17 protein-coding genes are annotated in these 17,113 nt (G+C 63.9%); 13 read left to right on the top strand and 4 right to left on the bottom strand.

Going from position 1 to position 17,113, the window contains the following annotated elements; translation table 11 throughout:
• Positions 1 to 77: 77 nt before the first annotated feature.
• A complete protein-coding gene (locus P3C50_RS17060; protein ID WP_197856823.1) occupies positions 78 to 476 on the bottom strand; it encodes a TM2 domain-containing protein in 399 nt (132 codons plus the stop codon).
• A gap of 148 nt (positions 477 to 624) precedes the next feature.
• Here P3C50_RS17060 and P3C50_RS17055 point away from each other — a divergent pair, with 148 nt between their 5' ends.
• Positions 625 to 1,836 carry a putative DNA modification/repair radical SAM protein gene (locus P3C50_RS17055; protein WP_275546882.1) on the top strand — a complete coding sequence of 404 codons (1,212 nt, stop codon included), beginning with the start codon at positions 625 to 627 and terminating at the stop codon, positions 1,834 to 1,836.
• Positions 1,836 to 2,696 carry a TIGR03915 family putative DNA repair protein gene (locus P3C50_RS17050; RefSeq protein ID WP_275546881.1) on the top strand — a complete coding sequence of 287 codons (861 nt, stop codon included), beginning with the start codon at positions 1,836 to 1,838 and terminating at the stop codon, positions 2,694 to 2,696. The genes P3C50_RS17055 and P3C50_RS17050 overlap by 1 nt, the downstream gene beginning before the upstream one ends.
• A gap of 633 nt (positions 2,697 to 3,329) precedes the next feature.
• Here the strand turns inward: P3C50_RS17050 and P3C50_RS17045 are convergent.
• Both P3C50_RS17045 and pilT read right to left on the bottom strand, forming a co-directional pair.
• Positions 3,330 to 4,475: a PilT/PilU family type 4a pilus ATPase gene (locus P3C50_RS17045; protein ID WP_197856820.1), complete on the bottom strand. Its 1,146-nt coding sequence runs from the start codon at positions 4,473 to 4,475 to the stop codon at positions 3,330 to 3,332.
• Between the two features lie 165 nt (positions 4,476 to 4,640).
• On the bottom strand, positions 4,641 to 5,675 hold the full coding sequence (pilT, locus tag P3C50_RS17040; RefSeq protein WP_197856819.1) for a type IV pilus twitching motility protein PilT: 1,035 nt from the start codon (positions 5,673 to 5,675) through the stop codon (positions 4,641 to 4,643).
• 219 nt (positions 5,676 to 5,894) lie between these two features.
• On the opposite strand from pilT, the gene P3C50_RS17035 reads away from it, so the two are divergent.
• From P3C50_RS17035 to P3C50_RS16985, 11 genes are all read left to right on the top strand, one after another.
• On the top strand, positions 5,895 to 6,587 hold the full coding sequence (locus P3C50_RS17035; RefSeq protein ID WP_275546880.1) for a YggS family pyridoxal phosphate-dependent enzyme: 693 nt from the start codon (positions 5,895 to 5,897) through the stop codon (positions 6,585 to 6,587).
• A gap of 17 nt (positions 6,588 to 6,604) precedes the next feature.
• The gene (gene proC / locus P3C50_RS17030; RefSeq protein WP_275546879.1) at positions 6,605 to 7,423 is read left to right on the top strand and encodes a pyrroline-5-carboxylate reductase; all 819 of its coding nucleotides are present in this window, start codon (positions 6,605 to 6,607) and stop codon (positions 7,421 to 7,423) included.
• Between the two features lie 10 nt (positions 7,424 to 7,433).
• Positions 7,434 to 8,027: a YggT family protein gene (locus P3C50_RS17025; RefSeq protein ID WP_275546878.1), complete on the top strand. Its 594-nt coding sequence runs from the start codon at positions 7,434 to 7,436 to the stop codon at positions 8,025 to 8,027.
• On the top strand, positions 8,028 to 8,321 hold the full coding sequence (locus tag P3C50_RS17020; RefSeq protein ID WP_161866059.1) for a DUF167 domain-containing protein: 294 nt from the start codon (positions 8,028 to 8,030) through the stop codon (positions 8,319 to 8,321).
• 182 nt (positions 8,322 to 8,503) lie between these two features.
• Positions 8,504 to 10,480, top strand: a complete 1,977-nt coding sequence (locus P3C50_RS17015) for a dynamin-like GTPase family protein (RefSeq protein WP_275546877.1) — start codon at positions 8,504 to 8,506, stop codon at positions 10,478 to 10,480.
• 121 nt (positions 10,481 to 10,601) lie between these two features.
• Entirely contained in the window at positions 10,602 to 11,741 is a 1,140-nt protein-coding gene (locus tag P3C50_RS17010; RefSeq protein WP_275546876.1) for a homoserine O-succinyltransferase MetX, read from the top strand.
• 2 nt (positions 11,742 to 11,743) lie between these two features.
• Positions 11,744 to 12,364 carry a methionine biosynthesis protein MetW gene (gene metW, locus P3C50_RS17005; protein WP_197856948.1) on the top strand — a complete coding sequence of 207 codons (621 nt, stop codon included), beginning with the start codon at positions 11,744 to 11,746 and terminating at the stop codon, positions 12,362 to 12,364.
• A 14-nt stretch (positions 12,365 to 12,378) separates the two neighbouring features.
• Positions 12,379 to 12,795: a DUF4426 domain-containing protein gene (locus P3C50_RS17000; protein ID WP_275546875.1), complete on the top strand. Its 417-nt coding sequence runs from the start codon at positions 12,379 to 12,381 to the stop codon at positions 12,793 to 12,795.
• On the top strand, positions 12,788 to 13,384 hold the full coding sequence (gene rdgB, locus P3C50_RS16995; RefSeq protein ID WP_275546874.1) for an RdgB/HAM1 family non-canonical purine NTP pyrophosphatase: 597 nt from the start codon (positions 12,788 to 12,790) through the stop codon (positions 13,382 to 13,384). The genes P3C50_RS17000 and rdgB overlap by 8 nt, the downstream gene beginning before the upstream one ends.
• The gene (gene hemW, locus P3C50_RS16990; protein WP_275546873.1) at positions 13,381 to 14,541 is read left to right on the top strand and encodes a radical SAM family heme chaperone HemW; all 1,161 of its coding nucleotides are present in this window, start codon (positions 13,381 to 13,383) and stop codon (positions 14,539 to 14,541) included. Before rdgB ends, hemW begins: the two co-directional genes overlap by 4 nt.
• Positions 14,542 to 14,639: 98 nt before the next feature.
• On the top strand, positions 14,640 to 14,963 hold the full coding sequence (locus P3C50_RS16985) for a DUF3392 domain-containing protein (RefSeq protein ID WP_004373808.1): 324 nt from the start codon (positions 14,640 to 14,642) through the stop codon (positions 14,961 to 14,963).
• Between the two features lie 180 nt (positions 14,964 to 15,143).
• Here P3C50_RS16985 and P3C50_RS16980 read toward each other — a convergent pair whose 3' ends face one another.
• A complete protein-coding gene (locus P3C50_RS16980) occupies positions 15,144 to 17,042 on the bottom strand; it encodes a methyl-accepting chemotaxis protein (RefSeq protein WP_275546872.1) in 1,899 nt (632 codons plus the stop codon).
• Between the last annotated feature and the right edge of the window lie 71 nt (positions 17,043 to 17,113).

Below are 17,113 nucleotides of genomic sequence, written 5' to 3'. Positions count from 1 at the left end.
TCTTGATGTCCTTCTCGCCACCGCACAGGCGGGGGCCGGGGGAGAGGGGCAGATCGTGCAACTCACTTGCCTCTGCCTCAACCGCGCTGCGCATTCCTGATCGAGATCTGCGTATTGAGCGTCAAGAAGTCATAGAGCACGCCGATCAGAAACAGCCCGCCGGTGAACAGATAGATGATCCCGGTGATCCACTTGCCCTGATACATGCGGTGCACGCCGAACACGCCGAGGAAGGTCAGCAGAATCCACGCCACGTTGTAATCGGTATCGCCCGCAGTAAAGCGCAGGTCCGCTTCACGGTCCATCGAGGGAATCAAGAACAGATCGATGATCCAGCCGATGAACAGCAAACCGAGGGTGAAGAACCAGATGGTGCCGGTCACCGGCTTGCCGTAATAGAAGCGGTGCGAACCGAGAAAACCGAAGATCCACAGCAGGTAGCCGATCAGCTTGCTATGTGTATCCTGTCGTTGCATGACGTACTCCTTGAACGAGGTACCGGGTAAGACGCGGCGCGCCGACATAAGGTTTCACGCGCCGTTGGGCGGTGTGACTTCACGAACTGCTTGATAGCTGTACGACGCCCATATACTGTATAAAAAAACAGTATAGATATCGCCTGCCATGCAACTGATCGAAAAACTCACCATCCTCGCCGACGCCGCCAAGTACGACGCCTCCTGCGCCAGCAGCGGCGCGCCCAAGCGTAGCTCCAAGGGCAAGGACGGCATCGGTTCGACCAACGGCATGGGCATCTGCCACAGCTACACGCCGGACGGACGCTGCGTCGCGCTGCTGAAGATCCTGCTGACCAACTTCTGCCTGTACGACTGCCAGTACTGTATCAACCGCCGCTCCAGCGACGTGCCTCGTGCGCGTTTTTCACCCGAGGAAGTGGTGACCCTGACCCTCGATTTCTACAAACGCAACTGCATCAGTGGACTGTTCCTCAGCTCCGGCATCATCCGCTCGGCCGACTACACCATGGAACAGTTGATCCGCGTCGCCAAGCTGCTGCGCGAGGAGCATCAGTTTCGCGGTTACATTCATCTGAAGACCATCCCCGATGCCGCACCGGAGCTGATCGCCGAAGCCGGCCTGTATGCCGACCGCCTCAGCGTCAATATCGAACTGCCCACCGAAACCAGCCTGGTGCGCCTGGCGCCGGAAAAGAACGTAGGAAGCATCCACCAGGCCATGCACAGCATCCATCAGGGCGAGCGCGAGGCCCAGGAAGAACGCCGCGCGCCGCGCTTCGCACCGGCCGGGCAGAGCACGCAGATGATCGTCGGCGCCGACGCCACCGACGACAGCACCATCCTGCATAACGCCCAAAGCCTGTACCACGACTATCGCCTGCGCCGCGTCTACTACTCGGCCTTCAGCCCGATTCCGCAAAGCCCGAAAAGCGTGCCCTTCGAGGCGCCGCCACTGCTGCGAGAGCATCGCCTGTACCAGGCCGATTTCCTCATGCGCGGCTATGGCTTCAGCGCCACGGAACTGCTCGCCGGCCCCGGCAACCTGGCGCTGGATATCGACCCCAAGCTGGCCTGGGCACTGGCCAACCGCGAGCAGTTCCCGGTCGATCTGAACCGCGCCGACGAAGCGCTGATCGCCCGCGTGCCCGGTATCGGCGTGCTCAGTGCCAGGCGCCTGGGTGCACTACGGCGTGAACGGCGCATCCGCTATGAAGATCTGACCCGCCTGCGCTGCGTGCTGGAGAAGGCCAAGCCTTTCATCGTCACTCAGGATTACCGGCCACCGCGGGCCGAACACGAGTCCGTGGTGCTGCGCCAGCAACTGCGCGATACCCCGGCGCAGATGGCGTTGTGGTGATGCACAGCCTGCGCTTCGACGGCACCTTCGCCACCTGGCGTCAGGCCGCACGCCGCGCCTTGCTCCAGGGACTGGCGCCGCATCAGCTGCAGTGGCTCGACGAAGAAGCGGCGCCCGGCCTGTTCGATCAGCCCGCCGAACCTGCACCTGAGCCGAACGGTCGCCTGCGGGTATCCCCCGAACTGCTGGAGCTACTGGAAAGCGCTGCGCAGTACCGAGGCGAGGAACGCTGGAGTCTGCTCTACCGCGTGCTTTGGCGCTTCGTGCAGGGCGAGCGCAGCGCCGTGCTGGCCGGCGACGCGGACGGCAGCGAACTGCATCGGCGACTCAAGACAGTGCGCCGCGAAGCCCATCATCTGCACGCCTTCGCGCGCTTTCAACCGAGCAAGGCTGCCGGCGCGCCGGATTTCGTCGCCTGGTTCGAACCGGCACATGACATCCTCGCCTCGGCCAGCGGCCATTTCGCCGAGCGCCTGGGCAAGCACAGCTGGCTGATCGCAACGCCGCGCGACGGTGTCTTCTGGGATGGCCAGCACCTGCTGCACGAACGCCGTTGCCCAGCGCAATGGCAAGCCTGGGCGCAGCAGCCCGAGGATGACGGCCAGGCCCTGTGGCGCGCTTATTACGGCAGCACCTTCAACCCGGCACGTCTCAACCGCACGGTGATGCAGCAGCATCTGCCGCTGAGATTCTGGAAGAACCTGCCGGAAGGCCCGTTGATTCCGCAATTGATGAGCGAGGCGCGCGCAGGCGCACAACGAGATGGTCAGGCGCTGGTGCTGGCCGGCAGGAAAGGCAAACGCATCGCCATGGGGGCTGAGGCGACCACAGAGCGGATTGGGGCAGGAGATCAGGCGTAGTCAGTGGCCACCCCTTCACGAGCGCCGACAGGTCTTCCAGCATGCGGCTCGGCAGCGGCCCGCTCCAGCGCGCAGGGTTCGTCAGCCGGGAAAGGTGATGTGATGCAGGGAAAAGCTTCGCGGACAAGTCTGCTCCCACAGGGAGGCACGCTGCTTTGCTTTGTGGGAGCGGACTTGTCCGCGAATGTCATGGTGCGAGACGGATAAACGGATCGCCCGCAAGCGGGCTCCTGCTTCAACGCCGCTCCTAGCAGGCAACCTCAGCGCCGCTCGGTCAGCGGGAAAGGTTATGGATGGCTCAAGGAAAAGCTCGCGGACAAGTTCGCTCCCACAGGGAGGCACGCTGCTCTGCTTTGTGGGAGCGGACTTGTCCGCGAATGTCATGACACGAGGTGGATTAGCGGATCGCCCGCAAGCGGGTTCCTGCTTCCGCGCAGCGCCTAGCTGGCAACCTCAGCGCCGCTCGGTCAGCGGGAAAGGTTATGGATGGCTCAAGGAAAAGCTTCGCGGACAAGTCCACTCTCACAAGGAGGCTCGCTGCTCTGCTTTGTGGGAGCGGGCTTGTCCGCGAATGTCATAGTGCGAGACGGATAAACGGATCGGGGTCCTGCTCCCATGCACCTACAGGCGCCGTCAGCGGAAGCGACGCCCCGGATCGTCCTCGCTGACCTCCAGCGCCAGGCCCTGAGCCATGCTGGTCAGGTGATCGCCGTCGGTTTCCGAGCCGAGCTTGATCATCAGGCGCAGGTCGTTGGCCGAGTCGGCGTAGAGCAGTGCGTCTTCGTAGGTGATCTCGCCCTGGGTGTAGAGGTTGTACAGCGCCTGGTCGAAGGTCTGCATGCCCTGTTCGGTGGAGCGTTTCATCAGGCCCTTGAGCTCGTGCACCTCACCCTTGCGGATCAGGTCGGCGGCCAGTGGGGTGTTGATCAGCACCTCGATCACCGCGCGACGGCCCTTGCCGTCCGGGGTCGGCACCAGCTGCTGAGCGACGATGGCCTTGAGGTTGAGCGACAGGTCCATCCACACCTGGTTCTGCCGGTCGGCCGGGAAGAAGTTGATGATGCGGTCCAGCGCCTGGTTGGCGTTGTTGGCGTGCAGGGTGGCCAGGCACAGGTGCCCGGTCTCGGCGAAGGCCACGGCGTGATCCATGGTCTCGCGAGTACGCACCTCACCGATGAGGATCACGTCCGGCGCCTGACGCAGGGTGTTCTTCAGCGCCACCTCGAACGACTCGGTGTCGATACCCACTTCGCGCTGGGTGACGATGCAGCTCTGGTGCTGGTGGATGTATTCGATCGGGTCTTCGATGGAGATGATGTGGCCGCTGCTGTTCTTGTTGCGGTAGCCGATCATCGCCGCCAGCGAGGTGGACTTACCGGTACCGGTGGCACCGACGAACAGCACCAGGCCGCGCTTGGTCAGCGCCAGCTTCTTGAGGATCTCCGGCAGCTTCAGCTCATCGATGGTCGGGATGGTGGTCTCGATACGGCGCAGCACCATGCCCACCAGGTTGCGCTGGTAGAACGCACTGACGCGGAAGCGACCGATGCCACGAGCGCTGATGGCGAAGTTGCACTCGTGGTTCTCGGCGAAGTCGCGGCGCTGCGCCTCGTTCATCACGCCCAGCACGGTTTCGCGGGTCATCTCCGGCGACATGGCGTTCTTGGTCACCGGCATGATCTTGCCGTTGACCTTCATCGACGGTGGTACACCGGCGGTGATGAACAGATCGGAACCACCTTTTTCGACCATCAGGCGCAGCAGTTTTTCGAATTCCATCGTCGTGTTCGCTCATCCGCACGCATGAATGCACGGCCCCGCAGCGCAGGGCCAGCGGCTGCGAGCGTGCCATCGCAGCCGTGAAGCAGTCCGTAGGGTGGGCTTCAGCCCACCAACAGTGGCCGGCCTTGGTGGGCTGAAGCCCACCCTACCCACTGGGTTTTCCTACAAGTTTTCCGGGCTCTTGGCCTTCTCGCGCGCACTGTCGCGGCTGACCAGGCCCTTGGATACCAGGGTCTTGAGGCACGCATCGAGTGTCTGCATGCCCAGCGCACCACCGGTCTGGATCGCCGAATACATCTGCGCCACCTTGTCCTCGCGGATCAGGTTACGAATGGCCGGCGTACCGATCATGATCTCGTGCGCGGCCACGCGACCGCCACCGATCTTCTTCAGCAGGGTCTGCGAGATCACCGCCTGCAGCGACTCGGAGAGCATCGAACGCACCATCGACTTCTCTTCGGCCGGGAACACGTCGACCACGCGGTCGATGGTCTTGGCGGCGGAGGTGGTGTGCAGGGTGCCGAACACCAAGTGGCCGGTTTCCGCGGCGGTCAGCGCCAGGCGGATGGTTTCCAGGTCACGCATTTCGCCCACCAGGATGATATCCGGGTCTTCACGCAGCGCCGAACGCAGGGCTTCGGAGAAGCCGTGGGTGTCGCGGTGCACCTCGCGCTGGTTGACCAGGCACTTCTTCGACTCGTGGACGAATTCGATCGGGTCCTCGATGGTGAGAATGTGGTGATACTTGTTGCTGTTGAGGTAGTCGAGCATCGCCGCCAGGGTGGTCGACTTGCCCGAACCGGTGGGACCGGTGACCAGCACCAGGCCGCGCGGCACGTCGGTGATCTTGCGGAACACCTCGCCCATGCCCAGGTCTTCCATGGTCAGTACCTTGGACGGAATGGTACGGAACACCGCACCGGCGCCACGGTTTTGGTTGAAGGCGTTGACCCGGAAGCGCGCCACACCTGGCACTTCGAAGGAGAAGTCGGTCTCCAGAAACTCTTCGAAATCCTTGCGCTGCTTGTCGTTCATGATGTCGTAGATCAGCGCGTGTACCTGCTTGTGATCCAGCGGCGGCAGGTTGATGCGGCGCACGTCGCCGTCAACGCGGATCATCGGCGGCAGCCCCGCCGAGAGGTGCAAATCCGACGCGCCTTGCTTGGCGCTGAAGGCGAGCAGCTCAGTGATATCCATGGGACTCCCCAATTACAAGCAAGCAGGTAGAATGCCGCGAACCCCGAGAGGGTGTTTACAAAGCAGCGAGCGAAGGTCAGGCAAGGCGAAGTCAGGCGAAAAAGCGCAGTGTACGAGCTGTACATGAGCATTTTGAGGCTGACTTCAACGCAGCATGGCCGAGCGCAGCAATTTGTAGACGCCTTCTCTAGAGGTAGGGCTTTATATAGAGCGCAGGTAATGTCCACGATAGCAGAGAATATTGCAAAGGTCGGAGCGCGTATCCGTGAGGCGGCGCAAGCCTCGCAGCGCAATTTGGCGGACATCGGCCTGCTGGCGGTGAGCAAGACCAAACCGGCCGACGCCATCCGCGAAGCGCACGCCGCCGGTCTGCGCGATTTTGGCGAGAACTACCTGCAGGAAGCGCTGGAAAAACAGACCCTGCTGACCGACCTGCCCTTGATCTGGCACTTCATCGGCCCCATTCAGTCGAACAAGACCCGGCCCATCGCCGAGCACTTCGACTGGGTGCATTCCGTGGATCGCCTGAAAATCGCCCAACGCCTGTCCGATCAGCGCCCCGCGCATCTGCCGCCGCTGAACATCTGCCTGCAGGTCAACGTCAGCGGTGAGGACAGCAAGTCCGGCTGCAGTCCCGAGGAACTACCAGAGCTGGCGAGGGCCATCGTCGCCCTGCCCAACCTCCAGCTGCGCGGACTGATGGCCATTCCCGAGCCCACCGACGACGTCACCGCGCAACACGCCGCCTTCGCCCGTCTGCGCCAGTTGCGCGATGACCTGGCGCTCGATCTCGATACCCTGTCCATGGGCATGAGCCATGACCTGGAAGCCGCCATCACCGAAGGTGCCACCTGGGTGCGCATTGGCACCGCCCTGTTCGGCGCCCGCGATTACGGCCAGCCCACTCACTGAATGAAGGAATTCCCGCAATGAGCAACCCGACCATCGCCTTCGTCGGCGCCGGCAACATGGCCGCCAGCCTGATTGGCGGCATGCGCGCCCAGGGCGTGCCAGCCAGCGCCATCCGCGCCAGCGAGCCCGGCAGCGAACAGCGCGCCCGCCTGCAGCAGGAGCACGGCATCGCCACCTTCGCCGACAATGGCGAGGCCATCAAAGGCGCCGATCTGATTGTGCTGGCGGTCAAACCACAGATCATGAAAGCGGTATGCCTGGATCTGGCGCCACACCTGGCCGCCAACCAGGTGATTATCTCCATCGCCGCCGGCATCAGCTGCGCCAGCCTGGAGAGCTGGCTGGGCGAGCGCCCTGTCGTGCGCTGCATGCCCAACACCCCGGCGCTGCTGCGCCAGGGCGTATCCGGCCTGTTCGCCAACCCGTGCGTGAGCAGCGAGCAGAAAGCCCAGGCCGAACAGGTGCTGAGCGCCGTGGGCCTGGCCCTGTGGCTGGATGAAGAAACCCAGCTCGACGCGGTCACCGCTGTCTCCGGCAGCGGCCCGGCCTATTTCTTCCTGCTGATCGAAGCGATGACTGCGGCCGGCGAGCAGCTCGGCCTGCCGCGTGAAACCGCAGCACGCCTGAGCATCCAGACTGCACTGGGCGCCGCGCGCATGGCCAGCGAGAGCGATGTCGACGCGGCCGAATTGCGACGCCGTGTGACCTCACCGAACGGAACCACCGAAGCGGCGATCAAAACCTTCCAGGCCGGCGGCTTCGAAGCGCTGGTACAACAAGCACTCAACGCCGCCGCCAATCGCTCGGCCGAACTGGCCGAACAACTGGGTCAATAAGGAAGCACACATGTCCGGACTCATCGAAGCCCTCATCTACATCATCCAGACCCTGGGCAGCCTGTACCTGCTGATCGTGCTGCTGCGCTTCATCCTGCAGTTAGTACGTGCTGACTTCTACAACCCGCTGAGCCAGTTCATCGTCAAGGCCACCCAGCCTCTACTGACGCCGCTACGCCGCATCATCCCGGGCTTCGCCGGGCTGGACCTGGCCTCGCTGGTGCTGGCGATTCTGGTGCAGTTGCTGTTGATGGTCGTGACCCTGACGTTGATGGGCTACAACGTCGGCGGCTTCATTCTGCAGCTACTGGTGTGGTCGATGATCGGTGTGACCTCGCTGTTTCTCAAGGTGTTCTTCTTCGCTCTGATCATCAGCGTGATCCTCTCCTGGGTCGCCCCGGGCAGCTACAACCCCGGCGCGCAACTGGTGAACCAGATATGCGAACCGCTGCTGGCACCGTTCCGCAAGCTGCTGCCGAACCTCGGCGGCCTGGATATCTCGCCGATCTTCGCCTTTATCACCATCAATCTGATCGACCGCTTCGTGATCGGCGCCCTGGCGGCCTCCACCGGCCTGCCACCGATGCTCAGCCCCTTCCTCTGAGTGGCGAGCTACTTTCGCTGGGACGGCGAGGACCTGATCCTCGACTGCCACCTGCAGCCCAAAGCGAGCAAGGACGAGTTCGCCGGGCTGCATGGTGAAAGGCTGAAGATTCGCCTCACCGCCCCGCCGGTCGACGGCAAGGCCAACGCCCACCTGCTGGCCTTCCTGGCCAAGGCGTTCGGCGTGGCCAAGAGCCAGGTGAGCCTGGAAAGCGGCGAACTCAATCGGCAGAAACGCCTGCGCATTCGCGCCCCACAGAGCCTGCCGCCGATTCCCGGCCTCCAGCGCGCCTGACGACCACTCAGTCGCCCCAGCCGACCATAAGGCGGGACTGGCGAAGAGGCCAATTGACGGCCGCCTTGCAGCTCGCATAATGCAAGCTATTCTCGCGAAACGCCGTGCTTCCTGGCGGCAACCCCAACCAAACCGTTACGCAGCCCCCGCAAGAGAATAATCTTGCCGAGAGGAGAGCCAGGATGAGCATGGAACGTCTCAGCCAGCAGGTAGACGCCTACGTCGCCTGGAAACGCGAACTGATGCGCGAGATCACGCGCTATCGCAGCTGGCTGGAGCACAACCGGCTCAACTCCGAGGCGGTTCAGGCCAAGCTCGAACGCGCGCTGAAGATCCTGCGTACCGATCACATCACCCTGGCCTTCGTCGGCGAGTTCTCGCGCGGCAAGACCGAGCTGATCAACAGCCTGTTCTTCTCCGAATACGGCCAGCGCATGCTGCCCTCGCATGCCGGGCGCACCACCATGTGCCCCACCGAGCTGTTCTTCGACCCGCGCTCGGAACGCCCCTACATTCGTCTGCTGCCGATCGAGACCCGCACCGCCTCGGCCAGCGTCGCGCAGTTCAAACGCATTCCACGGCACTGGGTGAACATCCCGCTGGATACCAGCGACCCGGCCAACATGGCGCTGGCCTTCAGCCAGGTCGCCAAGACCAAACCCATGCCGGTGGAGCAGGCGATTCAGCTCGGCTTCCACCCGGATATGCTCGAAGGCACCGGCAAGCGCGGCCAGGTGCTGGTGCCGGCCTGGCGCCACGCCATGGTCAACTTCGATCACCCTCTGCTGCGCCAGGGCCTGCGTATTCTCGACACACCGGGCCTCAACGCCCTGGGCAGCGAGCCGGAGCTGACCCTGTCGATGCTGCCCAACGCGCAGGCGATCATCTTCCTGCTGGCCGCCGATACCGGCGTAACCGCGAGCGACATGAGCATCTGGCAGCAGCACATTCGTCAGCTCGATGAAGACACCCAGACCTGCCTGTTCGCCGTGCTGAACAAGATCGACGTGCTCTGGGACGACCTGGCCGGCGAGACCTTCGTGCAGAACGCCATCAGCCAGATTCAGAGCGCCACCGCCAAGCAGTTGGGCATCGCCAAGCAGGACGTACTGCCGCTGTCGGCCAAGCAGGCGCTGCTGGCCAAGGTCCGCAAGGATGAGGAGCTGCTGGCCCGCAGCCAGATGACTGACCTGGAGAACCTGCTGTGCGAGCGCATCGTCGCGCAGAAGGAGCGCCTGATCGAAGACCACGTGGTGCGCCAGGTCCTGGCACTGATAAACAACAGCCAGCACGTGCTCAACCTGCGCCTGGAAAAGGTCGGCGAACAGCTGGCCCTGCTCGGTAGCCATCAGCAGGACAACGGCCAGTTGCTGTTCGAGCTGACCGCCAAGACCAAGGAAGACCACAACCAGCACCACAAGCGCCTGCTCGGCCTGAAGACCAATCAGCGCCTGTTGCAGCGCCAGGGCCAGTTGCTGCGCCACGCCGCACGCGCCGAGCGTCTGGAGCAACACCTGAACGAGGTGCGTCGCAACCTCACCGGCAGTTGGACCACCCTTGGCATCAACCAGGCCATCCTGCATTTCTTCCGCGCCGTCGAGCAGGACCTGCACAACCTTGAGCACGAAGCGGAGATGGCCAACAAGATGGTCGCCGCCATCTATCGCCGGCATAACGAAGAAAGCCCGCTGGGCGGCGTCGACGCGCCGCAGTTCAAGATCCAGCGCTACCTGCGCGAGCTGAAGAAACTGCAGGACAAGGGCGATCAGTTCCGCCTGCACGTGAAGACGTTGCTCACCGAACAACGCAGCCTGACCCGGCGCTTCTTCGCCACCCTGGCGCAGGAAGTGATCGGCCTGCACCAGCGCCTGCGCCTGGACGCCGAGCAATGGGCTGCCGACGCCCTGATGCCGCTGATGCAGCACACCCTCGAACACAAGCAGATGCTGGAAAGCCACATGCTGCGCCTCAAGGCACTGGCACAGGAAACCCAGCAGACACGCAAGCGCAGCCTGCAACTGGCGCGCTACCAGGAAGAGCTGGAGCAGCAACTGGCCCAGGCCAGCGACATGCTCCGCGTGCTGCGCATGCCGGCGCCGGTGCAGCGCCAGGGCAAGGTGGTCAGCCTGCCGGTGGCGGCGCGGCAACAAAGCCTGTAAATCCTACTCTCATGCACGCCCTCTCCCGCAAGCGGGAGAGGGGAGACCAGACCGCTCGCTTGCCGCTCGGGTCGGTGCTCTTTAGACTGGCGCCCTCCTCCGATTCATTAGCAGCGCCTTCATGCCCACTGCCTTTCCCGAAGATTCCGTCGGCCTGGTCAGCCCCCAGGTGTTCCGTTTCAGCGAACCCCTGGCGCTGGCCTGCGGGCGCAGCCTGGCCGAGTACGAACTGGTCGTCGAAACCTATGGCGAGCTGAATGCCGCACGCAGCAATGCCGTGCTGATCTGCCATGCCCTGTCCGGCCATCATCACGCCGCCGGCTACCACAGCCCGGATGATCGCAAACCCGGCTGGTGGGACAGCTGCATCGGCCCTGGCAAGCCGATCGACACCAACAAGTTCTTCGTCGTCAGCCTCAACAACCTCGGCGGCTGCAACGGCTCCACCGGCCCGAGCAGTACCAACCCGGCGACCGGCAAGTCCTACGGCGCCGATTTCCCAGTGATGACAGTCGAAGACTGGGTACACAGCCAGGCGCGCCTGGCCGATGTGCTCGGCATCGAGCAATGGGCCGCGGTGATCGGCGGCAGCCTCGGCGGCATGCAGGCCATGCAGTGGACCATCAGCTACCCCGAGCGCGTGCGTCACTGTCTGGCCATCGCCTCGGCGCCCAAGCTGTCGGCGCAGAACATCGCCTTCAACGAAGTGGCGCGCCAGGCGATTCTCACCGACCCGGAATTCCATGGCGGACATTTCCAGGAACAGGGCGTGATCCCCAAGCGCGGCCTGATGCTGGCGCGCATGGTCGGCCACATCACCTACCTGTCCGATGACGCCATGGGCGAGAAATTCGGCCGCGGTCTGAAGAGCGAAAAGCTCAACTACGACTTCCACAGCGTCGAGTTCCAGGTGGAAAGCTATCTGCGCTATCAGGGCGAGGAGTTCTCCGGGCGCTTCGACGCCAATACCTACCTGCTGATGACCAAGGCGCTGGACTACTTCGACCCGGCCGCCGCCCACGACGGCGATCTGGCCAAGACCCTGGCCGTGGCCAAGGCGGACTTCTGCCTGATGTCCTTCACCACTGACTGGCGTTTCTCCCCTGCCCGCTCGCGGGAGATCGTCGACGCGCTGACAGCGGCGAAGAAGAACGTCTGCTACCTGGAGATCGACGCACCGCAGGGCCACGACGCCTTCCTCATGCCGATCCCGCGCTACCTGCAGGCATTCGGCAGCTACATGAAGCGAATCGAGGTATGAGCATGCGAGCGGATCTGGACATCATCCAGGAATGGATCGCCCCGGGCAGCCGTGTGCTCGACCTGGGCTGCGGCGACGGCGAACTGCTCGCCTGGCTGCGCGACAACAAGCAGGTTTCCGGCTACGGCCTGGAAATCGACCCGGACAAGATCGCCCTGTGCATCGAGCGCGGCGTCAACGTCATCGAGCAGAACCTCGACCTGGGCCTGGGCAACTTCGCCAGCAACAGTTTCGACGTGGTGGTCATGACCCAGTCGCTGCAGGCGCTGCACTACCCGGACAGGGTGATGGCCGAGATGCTGCGCGTCGGCAAGACCTGCATCATCACCTTCCCCAACTTCGGCCACTGGCGCTGCCGCTGGTACCTGACGACAAAAGGTCGCATGCCGGTGTCGGACTTCCTGCCCTACACCTGGTACAACACGCCGAACATCCACTTCTGCACCTTCGAGGACTTCGAGCGCCTGTGCCACGCCCAGGGTGCCCGTGTGGAAGAACGCCTGGCGGTGGACCGTGACCATCGCCACGGCATCGCCAGCCGCATCTGGCCCAACCTGCTGGGCGAGATCGGCATCTACCGCATCAGCGGCGCGGACCTGTCCGCCCACCGCGTCGCGGTCTGAACTAGGAGAGCATCATGCGCCGCATCATCCCCTTCCTGATCGCCCTGTGCCTGGCCCTGCCGGCCGCCGCCGAGCGCAAGCAGAGCTTCGGTGACCTTGACGTGCACTACAGTGTGTTCAATTCCAGCTTCATCCAGCCGGATATCGCCAGCGCCGCCGGCCTGGTGCGCAGCAAGACCCAGGGCGTGATCAATGTCGCCGTGCTCAAGACCGGCAAGCCCAGCATGGCGGTAGTGGGCGGTGAGGTGAAGGATTTGCTGGGCAAGAGCACCACGCTGACCTTCCGCCAGGTCACCGAAGGCGAGGCCATCTATTACCTGGCGCAGTTCCCGTTCAAGACCCGCGAAATGCTCAGCTTCACGCTCAACGTGCGCCAGGGCGACGACGCACATCGCATCACCTTCAACCAGGAAATGTTCCCGGATGACTAATTTCAAAGAATTGGTCCTGGCCAGCCATAACGCCGGCAAGCTCAAGGAGCTGCAGGCCATGCTCGGCGACACGGTGCGCGTGCGTTCGATCGGTGAGTTCAGCCAGGTCGAGCCGGAAGAAACCGGCCTGTCGTTCGTCGAGAACGCCATCCTCAAGGCGCGCAACGCCGCGCGTATCTCCGGCCTGCCGGCTCTGGCCGACGACTCGGGCCTGGCGGTGGACTTCCTCGGCGGTGCCCCCGGCATCTACTCGGCGCGCTATGCCGATGGCCAGGGCGATGCGGCGAACAACGCCAAGCTGCTCGCTGCCCTGAAAGACGTGCCGGACACCGAGCGCGGCGCCCAGTTCGTCTGCGCCCTGGCGCTGGTGCGACACGCCGACGACCCGCTGCCGATTCTCTGTGAAGGCCTGTGGCACGGCAGCATCCTGCACGAAGCCCGTGGCGAACACGGCTTCGGCTACGACCCGCTGTTCTGGGTGCCGGAAGGCCAATGCTCCAGCGCCGAGATGCCGCCCGAGCAGAAGAACCGCATCAGCCACCGCGCCCGCGCCATGGCCCTGCTCAAGCAGCGCCTGGGGCTGGCATGAGCGATACCGCTGGCGGGAAGTTCCTGCTCCCGCCCCTGGCGCTCTACATCCACATCCCGTGGTGCGTGCGCAAATGCCCGTATTGCGACTTCAACTCCCACGCCGCCGGGCCGACGCTGCCTGAAGAGGAATACGTCGACGCCCTGCTCGCCGACCTCGATATCGACCTGCAGCACGTCCATGGCCGACCACTGACCTCGATCTTCTTCGGTGGCGGCACGCCGAGTCTATTCTCAGACCGCGCCCTGGGCCGCCTGCTGGCAGGCGTCGAACGCCGCGTGGCCTTCGCGCCGGATATCGAGATCACCCTGGAAGCCAACCCCGGCACCTTCGAGCAGGCCAAGTTCAAGGGCTACCGGGCGCTGGGCATCAATCGCCTGTCCATCGGCGTGCAGAGCTTTCAGGAGGCCAAGCTCAAGGCGCTGGGGCGCATCCACGATGGCAACGAGGCCGTGCGGGCTGCCGATATGGCGCGCGCCGCCGGCTTCGACAACTTCAACCTCGACCTGATGCACGGCCTACCCGAGCAGAGCATCGAGGATGCCCTCTTCGACCTGCGCACGGCCATCGCTCAGGCACCCACGCACTTGTCCTGGTACCAGCTGACCATGGAGCCGAACACGGTGTTCTGGAGCCAGCCGCCGGTGCTGCCGGAAGACGATCTGCTGTGGGACATCCAGGAAGCCGGCCAGGCCCTGCTCGCTGCAGAGGGTTACGCGCAGTACGAGGTGTCGGCCTACGCCCAGCCAGGCAAGCGGGCGCGGCATAACCTCAACTACTGGACCTTCGGCGACTTTCTCGGCATCGGCGCCGGCGCCCACGCCAAGCTGAGCACACCGGACGGACGCATCCTGCGCACCTGGAAAACCCGCCTGCCCAAGGATTATCTGGACCGCAGCAAAGCCTTCCAGGCCGGCGAGCGTGCCCTCGAAGCCGAAGAGCTGCCCTTCGAGTTCCTGATGAACGTGCTGCGCCTGACCGATGGCGCGCCCGCCGAACTGTTCAGCCAACGCACCGGCCTGCCGCTGCAGCAACTCGAACAGGCCCGTCGCGAAGCCGAACGCCAGGGGCTGCTGCAGGCCGATCCGGCCCGTCTGGTAGCCACTGCCAAGGGACAATTGTTCCTCAACGACCTGTTGCAGCTGTTCCTGGCCTAGGTCACCCACAGCGCAAGCACAATCCGTTAGGCTTAGGCGCTTCGCTCGCGCATCCCGAGATGCCCTGCGCTGACCGTTACGCTTTCCAAGGAGCCCCAATGGATCTGCTACTGGATCTGATCGTCACCCTGTCGCGCTGGAGCCGCAGCCACCTCAGCGATATTTCCCTGGCTATCATGGCGACCTTGCTGGTGCTGTTCGGCCCGGCCATCAACGCCTGGGTCCAGCGCACCATCGGCAACCTCAACTTCGTGCTGCGCACCCTGCTGTTCGTGGTGTTCTGCGCGGTCGGCTACGGCCTGGCGATCGTCTTCCTCACGCCCTGGCTGGCCAAGGGCCTGGCGCATTTCAACAACTTCACCCTGGCGCCGGTGCTGATCCTGATCTTCGTGGTGATCGGCATCATGGCCGACAGGAATTAGACGCTGGGCCGCCGCATCGCGGGCTGAAATGAAAAACGCCGCGCTCCTTACCGGAGTCGCGGCGTTTTCTTTGCACTCGATCTTCTTGCAGGAGCGGCTGGGCGGTATTCCGCTTCAGCCGCGATTGCTCTCGACAGTTTCGCGGCTGAAGCCGCTCCTACGGCGGCTAGCGCAGCCGCCTTACAGCACGAACTTGGAAACCTCGTCGCCGATTTGCCGGCCGAGCGCCTGCAGATTGGAGGCTGCCGCCGAGGCAGCGTGGCTGCTCTGCGACATCTGATCGCCCATGCTGCGGATGTTCTCGGTGTTGCGGTTGACCTCGACGGTCACACTGGCCTGCTCCTCGGCCGCCGATGCGATCTGCGCGGCCATGTCGTTGATCTGCCCGACCGCCTCGGTGATGCGCTGCAGCAGATCGCTGGCCGCCTGAGCATCGGTGACGCTCTGCGAGGCCTTGGTGCCGGCATTGTCCATCACGCCAACCGCCTGACGGGTAGCGTCCTGCAGCACCTGGATCATCGCCTCGATCTCGCGGGTCGACTCGTGGGTGCGCTTGGACAGCACCCGCACCTCGTCGGCCACCACCGAGAAGCCGCGGCCGTGCTCGCCGGCACGCGCCGCCTCGATGGCCGCGTTGAGCGCGAGCAGGTTGGTCTGGTCGGCAATGCTGGCGATGGTGGAGAGAATCGAGCTGATCTCGTTGGAGTGACGGTGCAGCTCGTCGATGATGCGCCCGGCGCCTTCGACCTCCTCGGCCAGCAACGAGATGGACTCCTGACTGCGCTCCACCTGGCGGCGACCTTCCACGCTGAGACTGACCGAGTCCACGGCCTGGCCGGAAGCGGTTTCGGCGTTACGCGAGATTTCCTGGGTAGCGGACGCCATCTGCGTCACCGCGGTGGCCACCAGATGCAGCTCGGACTGGTGCTGCTGCACGCGCTGGTTCTGTGCATCGGCATCCTGCGCCACCTGCCCGGACTCGCTGCTCAGCGCCACGGCGACATCGCGCAGGCGCGAGATGATGCCGTGCAACTGGTCGATGAAGCGGTTGAAACTGCTCGACAGCTGGCCGATCTCGTCGTTGGAATTGACCGGCAGGCGCTGGGTCAGGTCGCCGTTACCGGCGGCGATGGCGTTGAGGTTGCGGCGAATCTGCTCCAGGTCGCGGAACAGCACGCGGCCGAGCAACGCCAGCACCAGAATGGCAACGACCAGCATGCCGGTGCCGATGACCAGTTGCACGAACAGCTGGTGACGCACCGGAGCGAGCACCTTGGCCTTGTCCATGACCATCACGAAGGTCCAGCGCGTGTTGGGAATCTCGACCGCGAACAGCAGGCTCTCGGTACCGGCCACATCGGCCTCGGCCAGGCGGCGCTGTTGCACCAGCGCCTTGAGCTGCTCGCCGCCCAGCGTCGGCGAAAAATCGGAGGCCGACTTGGTGCGCCAGTCCTTGTCCGGATGCGCGATCATCTGCCCGCTCTGGTCGATCAGCAGTGCGTAGCCGTCGCCGGGAATGCTCAATTTGCCGATGGTCTCGGTCAGCGTATCGAGCGTCAGGTTGGCGCCGACTACTCCGATCAACGAACCGTCGCGGCGCGCCGGGTAGGCGATGGTCACCACGTAGGCGCCATCGGTGAGCGAGACGTAAGGATCGCTGATGAACACGTCGTTGTTCTTCTCGGCGCCCTGGTACCAACCGCGCTGACGCGGATCGTAGTTCTTCAGGATCACGCTCGGGTCGTTCTGCAGCATCCGGCCATCGTTGGTGCCGATGTAGGTGATGTTGAAGGCGAAGGTCGCCCAGGTCTGCTGCAGCAGGATGTGCGGAGCGATTTGCGGCTGCTGCACCAGGCTGGTCGAGGTGGTTTTCACAGCGTTGATGCGGTCGTGCATCCAGTTGCCGAGGTTGACCGAAACCGACTGGGCGAAGCCGTCGATGTCCCGCTGCAGGGTGTCGTTGACCGTCCTGTCGAGAGAGGAAACGCTCTGCCAGATCAGCGTGATGCTGACCAGCGATAACAGCGCCGCCGCCGTCAGGGTGATCTTCAGGCGCAGCGGCAAATCCTTGATGTTCATGCGAAGGACTCCATCGATGGCGGGCTGGGCTGGCCAACCGCCGTTGAAAGCCAGATCCGTGCGCAGCGATG

This window comes from Pseudomonas sp. Marseille-Q0931 (genome assembly GCF_940789645.1).
GTDB lineage: Bacteria > Pseudomonadota > Gammaproteobacteria > Pseudomonadales > Pseudomonadaceae > Aquipseudomonas.
This window is presented reverse-complemented; position numbering and strand designations above follow the sequence as displayed.